Below are 21,487 nucleotides of genomic sequence, written 5' to 3'. Positions count from 1 at the left end.
TTAAATGCTTAATTTTAAGACCTTTTAACAAAAAAAGAGCTAAACATTTGTTTAACCCTTTTCAATTATGTCTAAAGTAAAATATTATTTTCTTCCAAAAAGACCTCCTAGCAAACCTCCAAGTCCGCTTTTCTTTTTGCTACCGCCTAAAACCATACCAGCAACATCATCAATAACACTACCATCGCCATCGGCATCAAGAATAGACTCTAAGAAGCTTTGCTCTTGTTGTGGTGAATTTCCTTTTAATAAACCTCCTAATAAGCCTTCAATACCGCTTGGGCTATTTACTTGTTTTTGTCTTGTTTCTTTTCCTAAAACACCCATAAGTATTGGTGCCGCAACCTTAAGAATTTGAGCCACACTACCTGCATCCATACCGGCTTTGGCCCCAAGGGTATTTTCAACATGTTGTTGTTTATTTCCTAAAACATGACCTAAAATTTTACTACCATCATTTAAAACATTGGAATCTACACCACCACTAAATAAACCACCTAGGTTATCTAGAATACTACCATCATGTTTACTATTTAGTGCTCCTAGTAAACCCTCAGCACCTTGTGGTGTCGCAGCATTACGCCTCATAGCTTGCATTAATACGGGTAATGCCATAGTTAATACATCTTGCGTTTTGTTTTGCGGTTGTTTCGTTTGACTTGAAACACCACTTATAATTGTTTTTCCAAGGTCACTGTTTAATAAGTCTAGAATTCCTGACATGATTTATTGTTTTAATTTTTAAAAATGGATTTCAATGTACAAAAAAAAGTCCTAAAATTTGATTTTAGGACTTAAGTTTATAGTTATGCTTGTATTAGTTTAAAATACTAATTATTTGAGACGCTAATTCAGTACCAATTCTATCTTGAGCTTCGTTGGTTGCAGCACCGGTATGCGGTGTTAATGATAAGCCTGAATTCATTAATAATTGTATTTCTGGCTTAGGTTCTTTTTCAAAAACGTCTAAAGCAGCTCCAGCAACTTTACCTTTTTCAATCGCTTTTACAAGGGCAATTTCGTTAACCACACCACCACGAGCAGCGTTTGCTAGTATAACGCCATCTTTCATCATATTAAATTCTGCTTCATCAATCACATAATCTTTTTGAGCAGGTACATGAAGTGTTATAAAATCGGATTGTTTTAATACCTCTTCTTTAGAAATGGTTTTGATTTCAAAATTTACTTTTTGACCATCAAAAAACTCTAACTCCAGATTTGCTTTATCTAAAAACGGATCGAAAGCAACAACTTTCATTCCAGCGCCTAAAGCTACTTTAGCGGTAGCTTGACCAATACGACCAAAACCTAAAACACCTAGCGTTTTTCCTTTAAGTTCAACACCTTTTGCATAAGCTTTTTTCAATTTACCAAAATTCGTATCACCTTCAAGAGGCATTTCTCTATTTGAGTTATGTAAAAAACGCGCTAATCCGTAAAAATGTCCGAACACCAATTCAGCAACAGAATGGGAAGAAGCAGCAGGCGTGTTAATTACATGCAATCCTTTTTCTCTAGCGTATGCAACATCAATATTATCCATACCAACACCGCCACGACCTATTATTTTTAAACTAGGACAAGCATCTATTAAATCTTTACGAACCGTGGTAGCACTTCGTACAAGTAAAACCGTTATTTGTTTTTCGTTGATATAGTTTATTAATTGTTCTTGCGCTACGGTTGTGGTAATAACTTCAAATCCACCTTTTTCTAACGCTTCAATACCACTTTTTGAAATTCCGTCGTTTGCTAATACTTTCATTTTCTGTTTACTTGTTAAAAGTTGAACACATTCAACTTTATTAATTTTTATGCTTTACTTTCTAATTCACTCATTACTTCTACTAACGCTTTTACACTATCTAATGGTAAGGCGTTGTACATAGAAGCTCTATAACCACCAACACTTCTGTGGCCATTTACACCACTTATTCCAGCCTCTTTAAGCATGGTTTCAAAAGTATCTTTTAAATTATCATTTACTAAATTGAAGGTTGCATTCATATTCGAACGGTCTTCTTTTGCTGCAAAGCCTTTAAATAGTGGGTTTAAATCTATTTCAGAATACATTAATCGTGCTTTCTTTTCATTCTCCTTTTCAATACCCGCAATGCCACCAAGACCTTTTAACCATTCTAAGGTTAGCATAGATGTATAAACTGCAAAAACAGGAGGCGTATTAAACATACTGCCTTGTTTGATGTGGATTTTATAATCCATAATAGAAGGAATATCTCTTGATACTTTTCCTAAAATATCCTCTTTTATAACCACCAATGTGGTTCCTGCAGGTCCCATATTTTTTTGAGCACCGGCATAGATTAAATCAAATTGACTAAAATCTAATGAACGTGAAAAAATATCACTACTCATATCACACACCATAGGAATATCGCACTTTGGGAATTGTTTTATTTGAGTTCCGAAAATGGTATTGTTTGAAGTGCAATGGAAATAGTCATAATCTGAAGGAATATCATATCCTTTAGGTATATAGTTGAAGTTAGCATTCTCAGAGGAAGCAACCTCATAAATATCATCAAGTTTCTGTGCCTCTTTAATAGCTTTTTGACTCCAAGCACCAGTATTTAAGTAACCTGCTCTTTTTTCTAAAAGATTTAATGCTACCATTAAAAATTGAGTGCTGGCACCACCTTGTAAAAATAAGGCTTTATAACCCTTGCCTTCTAAACCTAGTAATTCTAAAGCTAATGCTCGGGCATTTTCCATAATATCTACAAATGCCTTGCTTCTATGTGAAATCTCGATTAACGATAAGCCACTATTTTCTAAATCCATGATGGCCTCTGAAGCTTTTAGTAATACTTCTTGAGGTAGAATACTTGGTCCTGCACTAAAGTTATGTTTTTTCATTTTGTACTGAAATTTTAAGGTGTAAAGTTGCTAATTAATTGGGTATTTCATGTTAAAAATTCAATAATTTTTTCATCAAATTGCTAACAAAAATTCAACAGAATCGACACTATCTGCATAATCCCAAAGTTTTGGTTTTTGAGTGGCTCCAAAGGCAATTTCATTTTCTATAAATCCGTTAGAAACTATACATTGAATTAGCCCTTTGTCTGCTTCCAGTTTTTCTTTTAATTGATTAGGGTTTTCATAATATTCGTAAAACAATGTAGCAATTGGTGATGCGTAACTGTCGTCTTCTTTAATCATAAAAAAGCCATTTTCTAGCATATCAAATTCACTCATTAAATACACCGCTTTGTTATAATCGTAATTATTGGCATATTTTGCTTTATCTATTATAGGATGCCAATGATACATAGCTTCAAAAAAAGCATCAAACTTATAGCCTTTAGGCACGAATAGTTTTGATACGTTTCTGCAACCTAAACCATAATATCTAAAAATATCTTCCGAAAGGTTTTTTAAATCTTCAGGAGTTTCGTTACCCGTTAAAACTGCAACAGAGTTTCTGTTGTTACGAATAATGGATGGCTTGCCTTTAAAATAGTATTCAAAATAACGCGCAGTATTATTACTTCCTGTGGCAATAACAGCATCAAAACCGTCCAATTTCTTTTCTGTAAAGGTTATTTTGCCTTTAAAATTAGGTTCTACATATTCCAAATACTTCGCTAAATAGGGTAGTAAGTGTTTATCGTTTGAGGATTGTTTTACCAATACAGTATGTCCTGTAATGAGCACAGACAAAAAATCGTGAAACCCAACTAGAGGAATATTTCCCGCCATAATAATAGCTACTTGTTTGGGTTTTATGGCATTAATATGGTAAGGTTTTAACCAAGTATTTAAGTTGTCTTGGGTTAAAGAAGTTGCCCAACCTTTTAGTGCAAATCGTATATTTTCGGGTGTAAACCAACCGTTATGCTCTTCGGCAAGTTTTAATTGGTGCTTAAAACCATCAAAAAACAAATCGTTATGTTTAACATAATCGTTCTTTTGGATAGCTTCATTAGAAAATTGCTCTATAAATTCTCCTAATTTTACAAAAGCGTTAATTCTTTCTTGTAATTGCATTCCTAATTTGGTTATGAATGGTTTTGGCGTTATTTTTGCGACTGCAAAGTTAGAAAGAAAAAAACGCTATGGCAATTATTATAACAGACGAATGTATAAATTGTGGTGCTTGCGAACCTGAGTGCCCAAATACAGCAATATATGAAGGCGCAGACGATTGGCGCTATAAAGATGGTACGAGTTTAGAAGGTACTGTAGTATTAACCGATGGTAGAGAGGTAGATGCTGATGAGGCACAAGAGCCTGTTAGCGATGAGGTTTACTATATTGTACCCGATAAATGTACGGAGTGTAAAGGATTTCATGATGAGCCACAATGTGCTGCGGTGTGTCCTGTAGATTGTTGTGTACCTGACGAAGACCATGTAGAAACCGAAGAAGAATTGTTGGCAAAACAACGCTTTATGCATCCTGACGGATAATAGACCATTTATAATTTATAATTAAATCCTGAGCAAACGCTTGGGATTTTTTGTTTACAATTGTTTATAAATTCACTTTTAAATTTGTAGGATTTGGATTAAATTGGCTTTTGATATAAATTACCTGTGCTGAACTTGTTTCAGTATTAAAACGACTTCATATCACGTCGTTGGTAGTAATTGGATGGAAGATAAACTCAACATATATGATTTAATAAAAGACTATCAATTGTCTGCTAACAAAGTGGTGAAAATTTTCAAGAAAAAATACGGCATTGAAAATCTTTTGGAAGGATGGCACTCAAGGAAGTATGAACAGACTGGAGAATTAAAAGCTAATGGATTAAAATTTTATGCTTTTCATGGGATTGGTTTGTCTGCTCATTTTAATGATAAGATAGTAGATTTTGATTTCGCATTTTTTCCTGAACAAAGATGGGATGGCTTTGATTTATGGAGATTGAAAGGGTTTGTTAGTAGTCAACCAGCGAAATATAAGGTTTTCATGAATGAAAATTATCTTGAATCGGAATTTGAGAAATTGAAAAAAAATGGAGAGATAAAAAATCCAAAACTTGAATTTTCCACGACTTTGTATTTCTGGTCTAAAGACATTCCGAATGAACCTATAGAATTAATAGATTTTGAGAAAGAAAAGGTACAGAAAAAATGGTGACAAATATTCTAAATTAATGAGCAAAAAATCAGGATATAAATATCAGGTTGAACAAGCGCTTCTTAAAAATAAATGGGAAATAAAAACCATTGGTTCGAATGAGGATTGGTGGGATGATGAACATTGGAAAATTTATTATAAGGATGAATTAAACATATGCCTTTATCTGTGCTTCATTGTTGACCCAATGTTTAAAGGAGAAAGAAAAAGCGGACAAGGAGTTTATGAAATTTTAGCTTCAACTGAGTTTCCATCGAATTGGAATGATGATTCGAACCGAATAGCTTCAATCAGAATGACGAAAAGGAAATTTGAGATTAAACTTGAAGAATTCATAAAGGATTTGGAAAGATATAAAATGGAAAAAACTACTACCAACGCTGTGTAAAAATGCATTAAAGCGCATTTTGCACTAAACGATAATCGTAACCCAAATTAATCTTCTGCTTTAAACGCTTTCATTTCTTCTAAGGGCTCAATAGCATTATAGGCTTTCCAAATAGAAGGGTCGTATTGGTTTAACTTTTGGTAAGGTACATCTTCCGGTTCTTTAAAGGCGGTAAAATCACCGGCGTTTAATGTAGATGTGTTTATTATAAACAACTCCTTTTTCGACCGCATACTACCTTCAATAAGAAAATTAAAACCTACTTTGTTTTTCTCGCTGCTGTTTTCAATAAATTTAAGAGGTCGGTTTACATAAAAGTAGCGTCCTTCCTCTTGATTGATGTACTTTGGCGCATAGGTGCTATCTACTGTTTTTTGATAAATGATGGTGCCTTTATTAATGTTTTCAACATATTTTATACCTAGTAACAATTTTAAATTGAATTTTTCACCACGTTTGCCTTTACCAAAATCGTAATCTAACTTTATAACAGCAAAGGTTTCGTCTGTTATATATAGTTTTCCAGCATATTTAGCTTTAGATTTTCTGGGCTCGAATCCAATAATATAAACCAACTCACCATTAAAACTGGTAACATTTATAAACTCATATTCATATAATTCTGGGTTTATAATTTGCTTCATAAAAGAATCATCGTAGGTCTGTGCCGCATGTAATAAACCGTGTGTTTCGCCTTTAAGGTTTTTAACATCGTAGATAGGGTCGTTATCTTTATTGTGGTTATGTTCAGATTTTAGCGACATAGAATCTTCAACCTTAATAATGCCTGTTTTTAGTTTATAGGTAAGTGTGGTGTCTAAATATTTTAAAATTAAATCTTGTGCTTTGGTTTGTACATTTTCTAATGAAAAATTGTTGCGTTTATCAACCAAACTGGTGGCTTTTAAAACATTTAGTTTGGCATCTTTTCTGTTTTTTATCATTAAATCGCCTAAATAATCTTGAAAATACACTGTGTTGCTATTTACAATGGCTCGTGTTAAGGAATCAAGACTTTTATTGACGCCATCATGCTCCTTATTTCGCATGCCAGTAGCCATAGTGACTTCGGTTTCAAAACGGTTAAAATCGGCGTAAGCTGTATTACGATGAAAAAACTGAAGGGTTTGGTGGTCGTGCTTGTAATTCTTATTTAAATTACTGTTTACCTGTTTAATAATCTCATCAGCATTAGGAGTTTTATTACTTAAAAAAACTTCGTTTAATTGATTGATAGCTTCTTCCAATTCAATTATATAATTTAAGTTTTTGATGTCTTGAATACTCATTGATTTTGTCTGATACCCTAAACACGAAATGTCAATTGATTTTAGGTTTTCATCATTAAGGTTTATGGTAAAGTAACCTTCTTGGTTTGAAATAACACCGCTGTATTCTCCAGTTTGAATGGTAGCATACGGAATGGGCGATTTAGTATTTTTATCAACTAATCTTGCAGTAACACTTTGCGAAAAAACAGAAAAATAGGATAGACAAATGGTAAGAAGTGTAATGAGGTGTTTCATTCTGGATTATTTATACTTACTAAACGATTAAAGCGTGATAATGTTACAAAAATATTAAAGGGTAAACTTTAAATTATTAGGTTTGTTTTAAACTAAATAATATGGCAGGAGAAAAAGATTTAGCAAAATTGATACAGCAAATGGTTCCTAAACTTAATGAAGGGTATTATGTTTTTGCAACCGTTAAAAACACTGATAAAATTAACAGAACAGACACTATTTGTGAGTTTAAAGAAGATGAAGGCGTAACCATTGTAATTGAAAAAAATAAAGCAGATCAGCTAAATTTGACTTATGAATTTTTGTTATCGTGGATTACCTTAACGGTACACTCATCATTGGAAGCAGTAGGTTTAACAGCTGCATTTTCGGCAGCATTAACAAAACACCATATAAGTTGTAATGTGATAGCTGGATATTACCACGATCATATTTTTGTTGCAAAAAAAGATGCTAAAAAAGCCATAGAAGTTCTGACTGATTTAACTAATAATTATAAATAAAAAAACCGAGCATTTAGCTCGGTTTTTTTTATAAATTTTGTGTTTAAAAACTAAAGTTTAATCTACCAAATACGTACGTTCCATCTGAGCCCATTTGAACGGAATCCGCTAGACCACCTTGGTCTGTCCAACCATCAAATTGTGGCGTTGGGTATATGTTAAATAAATTGTTTGCTCCTAAACTGAATTTAACTTGGTCGCTTATTTTGTAACCTAAGCTTAAATCAACCGTTAAAGCAGCCTCATACACATCAGTAGCTACGTCGTATAAAGCATCTGCTTCTGCTTGATTAGTAGCGGGAGAATCAACCCACTGAAAATCTTGAAGTATTACTTCGCTAAATTGAGTTAATGCAACATTGGCATCAAATTTATTGCATGAATACCCTAAGTTTAATCCAAATTTATAATCAGGAGCCGCTGCTTTTAAATATGCTTCAGAAAATGGACCAAAGAATGTAAATTGGTTTAAACTACCATTGTTTATACTTTTAATTTTTAAATCATTAAAGTTACCTACTAAACCAAATCTAGCTTTTCCGTTTTGTCCTACATCGGTGCTATAGTTTAATACAATATCTAAACCATTTGTTCTGGTATCAACACCATTAGCAAAAAACTGAGCAGCATCAACATTTAAAGGACCTAAAACGGCTTGGTCTGTAAAATTATCGGTTAAAATAATTCTGTCGTTTACGGTTATAGAATACGCATCAACTGTTGCAGTAAAACTGCCTTTTTTAAATGTGAATCCTATACTAGTGTTAACAGCTTTTTCCTCGCTTAATTGACCAATACCAAATGCTTTGGTAACGGTGCTATTATTAGCAGAAAGTAAAGAAGGTACAGATTCGCCAGCCACAATATTGTTAAATATAAGATTGTAATATAGCTGTGCTAAAGATGGCGCTCTAAATCCTGTAGAAACTGAGCCTCTTAATGAAAAGTTATCACTTAAATTTAATCTACTAGCTAATTTAGCATTGAATGTATTACCGAAATCGCTATAATTTTCGAACCTAACAGCAGCAGCAAGCATAAAACTTTCACTTACATTAAGTTCGGTGTCAAAATAAATACCATAGTTTGTTCTTGTTCTGTCTACTTCATTAGCAGGACTATAACCAGGAAACCCTTGAGATCCACCTGGTAAATCGTCACCGTTTGTGTCTTGAGCTACGGTTTGGGTTGCAGGGTTTGTTAAAAGCACACCGTTTTCGTCATACAAGCCGTATGATGCCGCTTCACCAGCAAAAATTCCGAAGTTTTCAGTTCTGTATTCAAAACCAAAAGCTAAACTTAAACCAGAGGCAACATCATCTAAATATTTATTAAAATCTAAACCTGTAGTATTTTGAGAAAGAAAGTGTCCACCAGCATCAAAATCTGTTGGAGATGCATCTTTTAGCGATGCATTATTACTATCTTTTATATAATAATGAAAGTTGTTTTTACCGTAGGTGTTGTTAAAATCTACATTCCAACCGTTAGCCATGGTATGTCTAACACCAACTGAAACAGAACCATCAACTATGTTTGAGGTTATTCTTGGTGTAAAACCATTTGGATATAAACTAGGAACCGATCTGTTATCACCATCATCAAAGCTGTCTCTTGAAAAAGCGTAAGCGTTGGTATCACGGTAGTTTCTACCTCCAAAGGCATAAACTTCAGTGTTATCATTAATTGGTAAAGCAGCATTTACCATAAAGTTAAAGCCATCTATACCAGCACTTCCGTAACCTTTTCTCCATGAAAAACCAGGTCTTAAGGTGTTTTGTCTGGATAAGAATTCTGTTGTAAAGTTTACAAACCCGCCATCATCGTTTAAAGCAATACCATAGTTGGCATCAATTTTTACGGTAGCACCGTCCCAACTTTTTTCTTCACCATCCAATCGGTTTTTACCTTCAACATTGTAAAGTGTTTCACCCGTTGCATCTTCCCATCCATCACCAATAGCGGTACTATAAGCACCATAAGTAACACCACCAGTAAAGCCATCAGTATTATCTTTTAATACAATATTTATTACACCAGCTATTGCATCAGATCCATATTGAGCCGAAGCACCATCTCTTAAAACTTCAATTCGCTTTATGGCGTTTGCTGGAATCGCGTTTAAGTCCGTACCAGAATTTCCACGCCCTCTTGTTCCAAAAATATTAACAAGTGACGATTGATGCCTACGCTTACCGTTAATCAATACTAAGGTTTGGTCTGGTCCTAAACCACGCAGTGATGCAGGAACAATATGGTCTGCACCATCAGAACCAGATTGTTTACTGGCATTAAAAGAGGGAGCAGCGTATTGTAAAATTTCATTTACTTCAACTTTTCCTGTTGTTGTTGCAATATCAGCAACATCAATTACATCTACAGGAACCGCTGTATCTGTTGCTGTTCTTTTTGGACTACGAGAGCCAACAAGTATCACTTCATCAAGGCTAACACCTTCTTCAAGAACAACGTCCAAAACATTTTGATTGTTTACAGCTATTGTTACGGTATTATACCCAACATAGCTAAATGTTAAGGAGGCATTTGCACTTACATTAATGGAGTATTTTCCATCAAAATCAGATGTTGTACCATTTGTTGTGCCTATTTCAGTAATATTAACACCAGGAATGGGAATTCCTGCTGCGTCTTTAACAGTACCACTAACGCTTTGTTGCGCAAATGTTACGGTTACAGAAAAAAATAGTAGATAAAAATAGATTGTTTTCATATTAATTATTTTCGAGTTAGTTGCGCTAATATAAATTAAAGTTTAATTAAATGCTATTTGAAAGTGCTTTGAACTAATTTTTTTACCATTAAGTATTGAAAATTTCAAATGAAAAAAAAGTGCTAAATCCTGTTAATATAGCCTATATTTGCACTCGCAAAAATTATATTAAAATTATGAAAGCAGGTATTGTAGGATTGCCAAACGTAGGGAAATCGACTCTATTTAATTGTTTGTCTAATGCTAAAGCGCAAAGTGCAAACTTTCCGTTTTGTACTATAGAGCCAAATATAGGTGTTGTAAACGTACCCGATCCACGTTTAGAAAAATTGGAATCGTTAGTAAAGCCAGAACGGGTAATACCTGCTACCGTTGAGATTGTTGATATTGCTGGTTTAGTAAAAGGTGCGAGTAAAGGTGAAGGTTTGGGTAATCAATTTTTGGCTAATATTCGAGAAACGGATGCTATTTTACATGTATTACGTTGCTTTGATAATGATAATATTGTGCATGTTGATGGAAATGTAAATCCTATTCGAGATAAGGAAACCATTGATATGGAATTGCAATTGAAAGACCTTGAAACGGTTGACAAAAAGTTAGATAAAGTAAAACGTGCTGCCAAAACTGGGAATAAAGATGCCCAAAAAGAAGAAGCTGTTTTATTAAAAATAAAATCAAGTTTAGAGGCTGGAATATCTGTTAGGGCAACGGAATTTAGTGAAGATGATTATAACGATTTTGTAAAGCCATCACAGTTTATTACTGATAAGCCTGTTATGTATGTTTGTAATGTTGATGAAGGCTCTGCAGTTTCAGGGAATGCGTATGTTGAGAAAGTTAAAGAAGCTGTAAAAGATGAAAATGCTGAGGTTTTAGTTTTAGCTGTCGGTACCGAAGCGGATATTAATGAGTTGGATGATTACGAAGAGCGTCAAATGTTTTTGCAAGACATTGGATTAGACGAACCAGGTTCTGCTAAATTAATACGTGGCGCTTATAAGCTTTTAAAACAGCAAACTTATTTTACAGCTGGAGTAAAAGAAGTACGTGCTTGGACTATTGATATAGGAGCTACTGCACCACAAGCGGCAGGTGTTATTCATACTGATTTTGAAAAAGGATTTATTCGTGCTGAGGTTATTGCTTATGAAGATTATGTATCTTTTGGTAGTGAAGCTAAGGTGAAAGAAGCTGGTAAAATGCGTGTTGAAGGTAAAAATTATGTGGTTAAAGATGGCGATGTGATGCACTTTTTGTTTAATGTTTAAGGTGTTTTTTTATCATTTAGATATTCTATTTAAATAATTTTATTGCTTATATTGTAAGAATTTAATTATATTAGCAACGTTATTTAAATAAACCTTACTTATAATGCCCCAGATTATAGTAAAAACGCTTATAAATTCAGACAATAAAACCTGCTTTGATTTAGCTAGAAATATTGATGCACATCAAGAATCATTAAAGCATACTAAAGAAAAGGCTATTGCTGGAAAAATGACAGGACTCATTGAACTTGGTGAATGGGTTAGTTGGGAAGCAAAACATTTAGGATTTGTACAGCATTTAACTTCAAAAATTACCGAGTTCGAATCACCCAATTATTTTGTAGATGAAATGGTTTTTGGAGCCTTTAAATCTTTCAGACATGAGCACCGCTTTCAAGAAAATAAGAAGCAAACAATAATGACTGATATTTTTGATTTTAAATCGCCTTATGGTACTTTAGGGAGGTTTGTCAATTGGTTATTCTTAAAAAGATATATGACTAATCTATTAAAAAAGAGAGGTCAATTTCTAAAACAACAAGCAGAAGAAGTAGCTCATGATGCTTTACAAATAAAAGTAGAACAATCAATTTTAGTGTAGTACTTCTTATTCTTACTTGAGTTACACTTAGAATAAAAAAATAGCATTATTTATTTAAAATAAATGTTCTCAACAACATTGGTTTTTTATTGTTAATTACTTTACCAGACTAAGGTTTCATTTTTTATACCGAAATGTTATATTAGCGTCCTATCTTAATTTTTTGCACTTTATATGTCTCAAGAAACCAACTATACCGAAGAAAATATACGTTCCCTTGACTGGAAAGAACATATTCGTATGCGTCCGGGAATGTATATTGGTAAATTAGGTGATGGTTCGTCTCCTGATGATGGTATCTATATTCTCTTAAAAGAAGTGTTAGATAACTCTATTGACGAGTACGTTATGGGTGCTGGTAAAACTATTGAGATTTCTATTCAAGGAACCAAGGTAACAGTTAGAGATTATGGGCGTGGTATTCCTTTAGGAAAAGTGGTTGATGTGGTTTCTAAAATGAATACGGGTGGAAAGTATGACTCTAAAGCTTTTAAGAAATCAGTTGGATTAAACGGTGTAGGTACGAAAGCAGTAAATGCACTTTCATCTTTTTTTAGAGTAGAATCTACCCGAGAAAATAAAAGCGCTTCCGCAGAATTTGAGCAAGGGAATTTAATCAATCAAGATTTACTTGAAGATACTTCGAGACGAAAAGGTACTAAAGTATCTTTTGTTCCAGATGAAATCATTTTTAAAAACTATAAATTCAGAAATGAGTATATAGTAAAAATGCTTAAAAACTATGTGTACTTAAATCCAGGCTTAACCATAGTTTTTAATGGTGAAAAGTACTTTAGTGAAAATGGTTTAAAGGATTTATTAAGCGAGAATATAAATGAATCGGATAGATTGTATCCAATTATTCATTTACGAGGTGACGATATCGAAATTGCGCTTACACATAGTAAAACGCAATATAGCGAGGAATATCATTCTTTTGTAAACGGGCAAAATACCACTCAAGGCGGGACCCATTTAAATGCCTTTAGAGAAGCTTTTGTAAAAACCATTCGTGAGTATTATGGTAAAAACTATGAAGCTTCAGATATTAGAAAATCAATAGTCAGTGCTATAGCAATAAAGGTTATGGAACCTGTTTTTGAAAGTCAGACAAAAACAAAATTAGGATCTACGGATATGGGAGGCGACTATCCAACGGTGAGAACCTATATTAACGACTTTGTAAAAACTTATTTAGACAACTATTTACATAAAAACCCAGAGACTGCTGAGAAAATTCAACGCAAAATTCTTCAGGCTGAACGTGAACGAAAGGAATTATCTGGTATTAGAAAACTGGCAAAAGATAGAGCTAAAAAGGCGAGTCTTCATAATAAAAAATTACGCGATTGCCGTGTACATTTTGGTGATACTAAAAACGAACGCAATCTTGAAACTACCTTGTTTATTACAGAGGGAGATTCGGCGTCTGGTAGTATCACAAAATCTCGTGACGTGAATACACAAGCGGTATTTAGTTTAAAAGGAAAGCCCTTAAACTGTTATGGATTAAGCAAAAAAATTGTTTATGAAAATGAAGAATTTAACCTCTTACAAGCCGCTTTAAATATTGAAGAATCCTTAGAAGATTTACGTTATAATAATGTGGTAATTGCCACAGATGCCGATGTTGATGGGATGCATATTCGTTTATTATTGATTACGTTTTTTCTTCAGTTTTTTCCTGAAGTGATAAAGGAAGGTCACTTATATATTTTACAAACGCCTTTGTTTAGAGTTAGAAATAAAAAGGAAACCATTTATTGCTATTCTGAAGAAGAACGTCGCGATGCCATAGAAAAGTTAAAGCCAAAACCTGAAATCACTCGATTTAAAGGTTTAGGGGAAATATCTCCAGACGAGTTTAAACATTTTATTGGAGACAATATTCGCTTAGATCCAGTCATGTTAGATGATGGTATGTCTATTGAAGATTTGTTATCATTCTATATGGGAAAAAATACACCTACCCGACAAGAGTTTATTATTGATAATTTGAAAGTAGAATTAGATTTAATTGAAGAAGAGAAAGTTTAAAAACTTATGATAGAAGAAGAAAACGACGATTTAGCCAACCAACAAGACGAGCCCCAAGAAACCATTACCCGAGTTACGGGAATGTACAAAGACTGGTTTTTAGATTATGCATCGTATGTTATTTTAGAACGTGCGGTTCCTGCTATTGAAGATGGTTTTAAACCTGTACAGCGTCGTATTATGCATTCTATGAAAGACTTGGACGATGGTCGTTATAACAAAGTCGCGAACATAGTCGGTCATACGATGCAATACCACCCTCATGGTGATGCAAGTATTGCTGATGCCATGGTACAAATTGGTCAGAAAGACTTATTGATAGATACTCAGGGTAACTGGGGAAATATTTTAACTGGCGATAGCGCAGCAGCGTCTCGTTATATAGAAGCTCGTTTATCTAAGTTTGCTTTAGATGTTGTTTACAATCCAAAAATTACTGAGTGGCAAGCCAGTTACGATGGTCGAAGAAAAGAGCCTGTAAATTTACCTGTAAAGTTTCCATTGCTTTTAGCACAAGGAGGCGAAGGAATAGCAGTAGGACTTTCTACCAAAATATTACCTCATAATTTTATAGAATTAATTGACGCTTCAATAAAACATCTTCAAGGAAAACGATTAACTATTTTACCTGATTTTCCAACGGGTGGTGAAGCTGATTTTTCAAACTATAATGATGGTTTGCGTGGAGGTAGAGTACGTGTTCGCGCCAAAATTTCACAACTAGATAAAAATACGTTAGTTATTACTGAAATTCCTTTTGGTACAACCACGTCGTCTTTAATTGATTCTATTTTAAAGGTAAACGAAAAGGGGAAAATCAAAATAAAAAAGATTGAAGACAATACAGCGGCAGAAGTTGAAATTTTAATACATCTACCATCAGGATTGTCTCCAGACAAAACGATTGACGCCTTATACGCTTTTACAAGTTGTGAATCGTCCATTTCACCACTAGGATGCGTTATTGAAGATAATAAGCCTTTGTTTGTTGGAGTTTCTGAAATGCTACGTCGTAGTACAGACAATACGGTTCAGCTTTTAAAACAAGACTTAGAAATTAAGTTAGATGAGCTAGAAGAACAGTGGCATTTTGCATCGTTAGAACGCATTTTTATTGAAAAAAGAATTTATCGTGATATTGAGGAAGAAGAAACTTGGGAAGGAGTTATTAAAGCCATTGATAATGGACTTCAACCACATATTAAACATTTAAAACGTGCTATTACTGAAGAAGATATAGTACGTTTGACAGAAATTAGAATTAAGCGTATTTCAAAATTTGATATTGATAAAGCACAGCAAAAAATAGATGCTTTGGAAGATCAAATTGCAGAGGTTAAACATCATTTAGCGCACCTTATTGAATATGCGATAGCTTATTTTACAAGGCTTAAGAAAGAATATGGTGCTGGGAGAGAGCGTAAAACTGAAATTAAAACCTTTGATGATGTTGATGCTACCAAAGTAGTTATTAGAAACACAAAATTATATGTAAATAGGGAAGAAGGCTTTATTGGAACTTCACTAAAGCGTGATGAATATGTTTGTGACTGTAGTGATATTGACGACATTATAGTATTTACCAAAGAAGGAAAAATGATGGTCACCAAGGTAGACTCTAAAACCTTTGTTGGGAAAGACATTATGCATGTTGCCGTATTTAAAAAGAAAGATAAGCGGACCATTTACAATATGATTTATAGAGATGGAAAAGGAGGTCCATCTTATATCAAACGTTTTGCTGTAACAGGTGTAACTCGTGATAAAGAGTACGATTTGACTAATGGAAATAAAGCTTCCACAGTATTGTATTTTTCAGCAAACCCGAATGGAGAAGCCGAAGTTGTTACCATTTTATTGCGTCAAGCTGGAAGCATCAAAAAATTAAAATGGGACATCGATTTTGCAGATGTTCTTATTAAAGGTCGTGTATCAAAAGGAAATTTGGTTACTAAATACTCCATAAAGCGGGTTGAATTAAAAGAAAAAGGGGTTTCTACATTAAAACCTCGAAAAATTTGGTTTGATGATACTGTACAACGCTTAAATGTTGATGGCAGAGGTGAATTGGTAGGTGAGTTTAGAGGTGAGGATAAATTACTTATTATTACCCAATCTGGATTAGTTAAAACAGTAACACCAGAAGTTACTATGCACTTTGATGATGATATGATAGTGCTTGAAAAGTGGATTCCTAAAAAGCCTATTTCGGCTGTTTATTTCAATGGTGAAAAAGAATTATACTATGTAAAACGCTTTTTAATCGAAAATGAAGGCAAAGAAGAATCTTTTATTTCTGAACACCCTAAGTCACAACTAGAAATTGTTTCAACTGATTGGAAGCCAATGGCTGAGGTTGTGTTTGCAAAAGAAAGAGGTAAAGATAGAAAGGACAATTTGGAAATAAATTTAGAGGAGTTTATAGCTATTAAAGGTATTTCTGCTTTAGGAAATCAATTGACTAAAGAAAAGGTGAATCAAATTAATTTACTAGATCCCTTACCCTATGAAGCTCCTGAAGAGGTACATGCAGACGAATTAGAAGTTGTAGATGAAGAAGAGGTTAAAAGTACTCAACAATCTAGTTCAGAAGAAAGCACTTCGTCCAATGACGACTCTGAAAATGAAGACTCATCAGAATCTGGAGGCAAAGGGCAAACTACCTTGTTCTAGTAAATCTATTTTCTTTTTTTCTGAATCCTAAAGTTTAAAAACTCTACAAATAATGAGAAAGCTATGGCGAAATATAAGTAGCCTTTTGGTATTGCGCCAACCTCGTTGCCAAATAGTTTTGCATGCGATAAATGAGCAGCTTCAGTAATTAACATAAAGCCAATTAATATTAAAAACGCTAACCCGAGTAACTGCATGCTAGGGTGCTCATTTATAAATTTACGTATAGGGTTAGCAAAACCAATCATAACAGCTATCGAAATAACCACAGCTATAATCATTAGCACCAAAGTATAATTATGGTTGGGATGTAAGCCATTAGTCATACCAACTGCCGTAAGAATTGAGTCAACTGAAAATATAAAGTCAATTAGCAATATTTGTGTTATCGCATGAGTAAGAGATTTAATTTTTCTTCCTTTCAGCGCATTCTCGTCGTTTAAAGGCATTTCAACTTTTTCATGAATTTCAGAAGTGCTTTTGTAAATCAAAAACAATCCACCAACAAATAAAATTACGGCTTGCCAGCTTATAGCAATATGTAACCAGGTTAACTCAATAATATAAAAGGGTTCTTTTAATCCAATTAAAAAGCTAACAAAAAACAAGAGAATAATACGTTGTACCATTGCCATAATCAACCCAATGGTAGTAGCTTTTGATTGTTGATGTTCCGGTAGTTTATTAGCGGCTATAGATATAAATACAATATTGTCGATACCCAAAATTATTTCTAAAAACGTTAAAGTAAGCAATGCCATAATAGCATCACTGGTAAGTAAAAAGTCTAACACAGCTTCAATTTTATAAAGCAAAATTAGTTAAAAAAACTACGCGGATTAATAAGTGCCAAAACTTATTAATTATAAGCTTCGGGTGATAAAACAGCCAATATTGTTGGGTTACACCTTATAGACAAATCATGGACTTAATAGATATTTATTGGTTTTTAACAACTTAGCATCTAACTTGGCTATAGATAAAAATCAATTATGAAAAAATATTTACTCATATTTCTAATTTCAACAATAAGTTTTTTGGGTTACAGCCAGCAACTTTACATGGAGTTAGGATCTACTATTTCATCCTTTGATTACGAAAACTCACAAGGTCTACCTTTAGATAATTTATTGTCAAAATCCGATTCCTATTTTGGCATGGGATATAGACAAGTAATCAATAATCAAAAAACGCTGTTTTTAGCTTTGGGTGCATCTTACAATAATTATGGTGCGATTGGTAGTGAAAGTAGTGTGGACAATTTTTTTGAATGGGATGTTAGCTATTTAGGAATAAAAGCTGGTCTAGACTACCGCATTTTTCAGTTAAAAGATTTATCATTTTTTGTAAAAGGATCCGTTGCTTCAGAGTTTTTAATAAGAGGTAATCAAACTATAAATAATGATGTTTATAATTTGGTAGGTGAAGAAGAATTCAACAATAATATTTTGTTTTTAAGGGCTGGAATAGGATTACAATACCCCATATCTAATAGCACCGCTATTTATGCAGGATACTCTTATGGAAAATCAGTTTTAATAAGTAGTGGTGAAAATGCTGAAAAATTAAAGCTTAATGCGCATCAATTTGGAATTGGGTTTATTATAAACCTACCCAATTGCTTCTGTGATTTTTAAATCGATACCCATTTCGTGGACAAAGGGTGGACAAAGTATGGACACCCTATGTTAGTAGCACATATTATATTAACTTAGACTTAAGTAAAGGGTTAACATGTTAATCTTTAAAGAATTAAATATATGAAAGTAAACATATACATAATATTTATTTTCTGTTTTGTTTTATCAATTCAGGCACAAGATTCAAAATCGTATTCTTTAGTACGATCCAGCTTAGGAGTTGGTGGCTCATCTAAAGTTATTACAACCAATAACGGAAAATATATAGTTAGTCAAAGTATTGGTCAATCTGGTGTTATTGGAACACATTCAAATAAGGGGTATTATTTAAGACAAGGGTATCAACAACCAATAAATAAAATTAAGGTTGTAAATGAAGTATTTGAAAATAACAATTTAGCAGCTTCTGTTTTCCCTAACCCTTTTGAACATGCTGTTTTTGTTTCTTTTAATGAGAATATGAAACAAGATATTACTGCTTTGGTTTTTGATGTGACTGGAAAACAAATTTATTCAAAAACATTTTCTCCATCACAACGTATTGAACTCAATCTTGGTAACATTTCGAGCGGATCTTATGTGTTAAAAATTTTATCGAACAATAAACTATTTAACGCAAAACTTATAAAAAATAATTAGTACTTATAAATCAACCCAATTATGAAACATATACTAACCTTAGGATTATTTCTTTTTTTAACAATTAAGGCATTTGCCCAAACAGATGGCATAAGCTATCAAGCTGTTATTATAGCTCCAGATGTTTTAGAATTACCCGGAGTAGATTCAGAAGGCAACTATTTACCAAATGCAAATGTGGCTGTTAAGTTCATAATCTTCGATTCCGGCAATCAAGTTGAATTTGAAGAGATTCAGACCACCACAACCGATGAATTTGGTAGAATCAACCTTATTATAGGTGCCGAAAAACATGATGATTTTGAGAAAATCAGTTGGGACGGTACAGCAAAAGATTTAAAGGTTGAAATCGATTTTGGCAATGGCGATGGGTTTATTGATATGAATAGAGAAATATTAACCTTTGTCCCATATGCTTACCACAGAAATATTACAGCAACCGGTACTTTAGATGTTGATGGCGATACTTTTTTAAATAGAGAGCTTACAGTTAACGGACCAACTACTTTAAATAGTACACTTTTAGTTGATGGTGGTAATGAAACAAATTTATCAGGTGATTTAAATGTTGATGGCGAAACCAATCTTAACAACACAGTGAATGTTACTGGACAAAGCCCAACAAATTTATCTGGGGCATTAACTGTTGGAGTTTATAACGGAGTACCAGATGTTAATGCACCAACGGTACTTAATGGGAGTTTGGAAGTTAAAGGAAAGTCAACTTTCGGTGCCTTAGAATCCAGAACTTTAAAAGTAACAGATAGTACAGAATTAAATGGAGTGCTTCAAGTAAATTCTGACACTCAGGTTAAAATAACATCTGCTTTAACAGGCTCAGACTTATTAATTGGTAGTTATCCTTTATTAGTAGAAGGTGGAAATCAAGGTATAGCCATAAAGGTAAATACTGAGGATGCCTCAAATAGTAATAATTTTGTTTCGTTTTGGGATGAAACGCCAGTTGGAACGTATGGACCATATAACCCTACAGTGCTTAACTCTGCAATTAGGGATTTATTTGATTTCATAGGTATAAACGATGCGGGAATATTTGATGGGTTTAATCAAAATGCAGGTCCTAATGCGAATACACCATCAGGAGTAACGTTACCCGATACAAGTGGAACTATGTTATGGGGTAGAATTGAAGGTGAAACAAATTCAAATGAATTTTCTAATAATGCCGATTATAATTTAGAACAGTTAAGTGTATATTATGATCTTATAGATGGTGGTTTAGATTTGGTTTGGGAATTAACTGATCTTTCTAAAACAACTATAAACATAACTGCGTCATTAACCAGTAGCACCGTTTGTGTTGGTATAGGAACCTGTGTCACTGCTCCCATACCATCATTTGTTGCTTCAGCGAGTGCTTCGGCAGCTCTTCAAGCTATTAAAGTTTTTTCAGCTGTACTTAATGAAGTTTTTGCAGCTTACATGTTAAATACGTTTTACGATAATAAGAATAGATTTAGAGGTGTCTCATATGCTTCTGGAGCAGGAGATTATGCAGAATATTTACTTCGACTGGATTTGAATGAAAAAATGAGCTATGGTGACATTGTTGGTGTGAAAGGAGGTAAAATATCAAAAAACACATCTGGTGCAGAGCGTATGATGGTTATATCGTATAAGCCAGCAGTTTTAGGGGCATTACCTCAGGAAAGTCAGGAACAATTTTTCGAGAAAGTTGCTTTTATGGGGCAAGTTCCTGTAAAAGTAATAGGTAAAGTTAGAATAGGAGATTATATTATTCCGAGCGGAGGTAACAATGGAGTAGGAATAGCAATATCGCCAGAAAATATTACGTCCAAAGATGTTAAAAATATTGTTGGAGTAGCTTGGGAAGCTTCCGATAATGAGTATGGTTACAATCTTATAAATACAGCAGTTGGTATTAACAACAATGATAACAGTCCAATTGTTGAAAAATTAGAAAAGCAAGTTTTAGATCAACAAAAAAGGCTGGATGAACTCGCAAGTTTACTAACTAAAACCATTGAAAGGTTAGAGGCTATAGAAAGCGGCGAAACTTTAGCAAAATACGATGACCATTCAAATCAGTATTTTGAGGATTCTAAAGATAACGTAGATTATTATGGTCGCAAATATGAGATTAAGGACCAATTTGTTTATTACGAACTGACTGATAATGATATAGATGAAGCATTAAAAATTGCTGAGAAAACCTTAATTGAAGTAGGTGGAAGTAAAATTGAAAATTTTGTTTTGAAAAAAATAAAAGAAGACCCAGAATTCAAGCAGAAATTTGCTTCTGAACTCAGAAGTGCGTTTAAGCAACAAGTTCATTTCCATAAAGAAATAAACGAAAAATCAGGACATTAAAATTCATCAATAAA

General features: G+C 33.5%; 18 protein-coding genes. 11 read left to right on the top strand and 7 right to left on the bottom strand.

Annotation, left to right across the window (positions count from 1 at the left end):
• Window positions 1-84: 84 nt before the first annotated feature.
• From L3X39_RS06390 to L3X39_RS06375, 4 genes are all read right to left on the bottom strand, one after another.
• On the bottom strand, window positions 85-723 hold the full coding sequence (locus L3X39_RS06390; RefSeq protein ID WP_237230945.1) for a DUF937 domain-containing protein: 639 nt from the start codon (window positions 721-723) through the stop codon (window positions 85-87).
• Window positions 724-817: 94 nt separating this feature from the next.
• Window positions 818-1,768: a D-2-hydroxyacid dehydrogenase gene (locus L3X39_RS06385; RefSeq protein WP_237230944.1), complete on the bottom strand. Its 951-nt coding sequence runs from the start codon at window positions 1,766-1,768 to the stop codon at window positions 818-820.
• A gap of 47 nt (window positions 1,769-1,815) precedes the next feature.
• The gene (gene serC, locus L3X39_RS06380; RefSeq protein WP_237230943.1) at window positions 1,816-2,880 is read right to left on the bottom strand and encodes a 3-phosphoserine/phosphohydroxythreonine transaminase; all 1,065 of its coding nucleotides are present in this window, start codon (window positions 2,878-2,880) and stop codon (window positions 1,816-1,818) included.
• A gap of 75 nt (window positions 2,881-2,955) precedes the next feature.
• Window positions 2,956-4,014 carry an acyl-CoA reductase gene (locus L3X39_RS06375; protein ID WP_237230942.1) on the bottom strand — a complete coding sequence of 353 codons (1,059 nt, stop codon included), beginning with the start codon at window positions 4,012-4,014 and terminating at the stop codon, window positions 2,956-2,958.
• A 68-nt stretch (window positions 4,015-4,082) separates the two neighbouring features.
• Here L3X39_RS06375 and L3X39_RS06370 point away from each other — a divergent pair, with 68 nt between their 5' ends.
• The 3 genes from L3X39_RS06370 to L3X39_RS06360 all read left to right on the top strand — a co-directional run bounded on the left by L3X39_RS06370 (window position 4,083) and on the right by L3X39_RS06360 (window position 5,500).
• Window positions 4,083-4,436, top strand: a complete 354-nt coding sequence (locus tag L3X39_RS06370; RefSeq protein ID WP_237230941.1) for a 4Fe-4S dicluster domain-containing protein — start codon at window positions 4,083-4,085, stop codon at window positions 4,434-4,436.
• 184 nt (window positions 4,437-4,620) lie between these two features.
• The gene (locus tag L3X39_RS06365) at window positions 4,621-5,112 is read left to right on the top strand and encodes a DUF6896 domain-containing protein (RefSeq protein ID WP_237230940.1); all 492 of its coding nucleotides are present in this window, start codon (window positions 4,621-4,623) and stop codon (window positions 5,110-5,112) included.
• Between the two features lie 16 nt (window positions 5,113-5,128).
• Window positions 5,129-5,500 carry a hypothetical protein gene (locus L3X39_RS06360; protein ID WP_237230939.1) on the top strand — a complete coding sequence of 124 codons (372 nt, stop codon included), beginning with the start codon at window positions 5,129-5,131 and terminating at the stop codon, window positions 5,498-5,500.
• Between the two features lie 47 nt (window positions 5,501-5,547).
• Here L3X39_RS06360 and L3X39_RS06355 read toward each other — a convergent pair whose 3' ends face one another.
• The gene (locus L3X39_RS06355) at window positions 5,548-7,026 is read right to left on the bottom strand and encodes a carboxypeptidase-like regulatory domain-containing protein (RefSeq protein ID WP_237230938.1); all 1,479 of its coding nucleotides are present in this window, start codon (window positions 7,024-7,026) and stop codon (window positions 5,548-5,550) included.
• A gap of 101 nt (window positions 7,027-7,127) precedes the next feature.
• Here L3X39_RS06355 and L3X39_RS06350 point away from each other — a divergent pair, with 101 nt between their 5' ends.
• The gene (locus tag L3X39_RS06350) at window positions 7,128-7,529 is read left to right on the top strand and encodes an ACT domain-containing protein (protein WP_237230937.1); all 402 of its coding nucleotides are present in this window, start codon (window positions 7,128-7,130) and stop codon (window positions 7,527-7,529) included.
• Between the two features lie 43 nt (window positions 7,530-7,572).
• On the opposite strand, the gene L3X39_RS06345 is transcribed toward L3X39_RS06350, so the two are convergent.
• Entirely contained in the window at window positions 7,573-10,260 is a 2,688-nt protein-coding gene (locus L3X39_RS06345; protein ID WP_237230936.1) for a TonB-dependent receptor, read from the bottom strand.
• A gap of 176 nt (window positions 10,261-10,436) precedes the next feature.
• Here L3X39_RS06345 and ychF point away from each other — a divergent pair, with 176 nt between their 5' ends.
• The 4 genes from ychF to L3X39_RS06325 all read left to right on the top strand — a co-directional run bounded on the left by ychF (window position 10,437) and on the right by L3X39_RS06325 (window position 16,842).
• The gene (gene ychF / locus L3X39_RS06340; protein ID WP_237230935.1) at window positions 10,437-11,531 is read left to right on the top strand and encodes a redox-regulated ATPase YchF; all 1,095 of its coding nucleotides are present in this window, start codon (window positions 10,437-10,439) and stop codon (window positions 11,529-11,531) included.
• 103 nt (window positions 11,532-11,634) lie between these two features.
• On the top strand, window positions 11,635-12,132 hold the full coding sequence (locus tag L3X39_RS06335) for an SRPBCC family protein (RefSeq protein WP_237230934.1): 498 nt from the start codon (window positions 11,635-11,637) through the stop codon (window positions 12,130-12,132).
• 174 nt (window positions 12,133-12,306) lie between these two features.
• Window positions 12,307-14,169: a DNA topoisomerase IV subunit B gene (locus L3X39_RS06330; RefSeq protein WP_237230933.1), complete on the top strand. Its 1,863-nt coding sequence runs from the start codon at window positions 12,307-12,309 to the stop codon at window positions 14,167-14,169.
• Window positions 14,170-14,175: 6 nt separating this feature from the next.
• A complete protein-coding gene (locus L3X39_RS06325) occupies window positions 14,176-16,842 on the top strand; it encodes a DNA gyrase/topoisomerase IV subunit A (protein ID WP_237230932.1) in 2,667 nt (888 codons plus the stop codon).
• 5 nt (window positions 16,843-16,847) lie between these two features.
• Here the strand turns inward: L3X39_RS06325 and L3X39_RS06320 are convergent, their stop codons facing one another.
• The gene (locus L3X39_RS06320; protein ID WP_237231312.1) at window positions 16,848-17,636 is read right to left on the bottom strand and encodes a TerC family protein; all 789 of its coding nucleotides are present in this window, start codon (window positions 17,634-17,636) and stop codon (window positions 16,848-16,850) included.
• Window positions 17,637-17,834: 198 nt separating this feature from the next.
• Between L3X39_RS06320 and L3X39_RS06315 the strand changes: the two genes are divergently transcribed.
• The 3 genes from L3X39_RS06315 (at window position 17,835) to L3X39_RS06305 (ending at window position 21,473) form a co-directional block, all read left to right on the top strand.
• Entirely contained in the window at window positions 17,835-18,479 is a 645-nt protein-coding gene (locus L3X39_RS06315) for an outer membrane beta-barrel protein (protein ID WP_237230931.1), read from the top strand.
• A gap of 123 nt (window positions 18,480-18,602) precedes the next feature.
• Window positions 18,603-19,121: a T9SS type A sorting domain-containing protein gene (locus tag L3X39_RS06310; protein WP_237230930.1), complete on the top strand. Its 519-nt coding sequence runs from the start codon at window positions 18,603-18,605 to the stop codon at window positions 19,119-19,121.
• Window positions 19,122-19,142: 21 nt separating this feature from the next.
• Window positions 19,143-21,473, top strand: a complete 2,331-nt coding sequence (locus L3X39_RS06305; protein WP_237230929.1) for a hypothetical protein — start codon at window positions 19,143-19,145, stop codon at window positions 21,471-21,473.
• Window positions 21,474-21,487 lie beyond the last annotated feature (14 nt).

This window comes from Flaviramulus multivorans (genome assembly GCF_021728415.1).
GTDB lineage: Bacteria > Bacteroidota > Bacteroidia > Flavobacteriales > Flavobacteriaceae > Sabulilitoribacter > Sabulilitoribacter multivorans.
The sequence above is the reverse complement of the archived record's forward strand: the minus strand, read 5'-3'. Positions and strand labels throughout refer to the sequence as shown.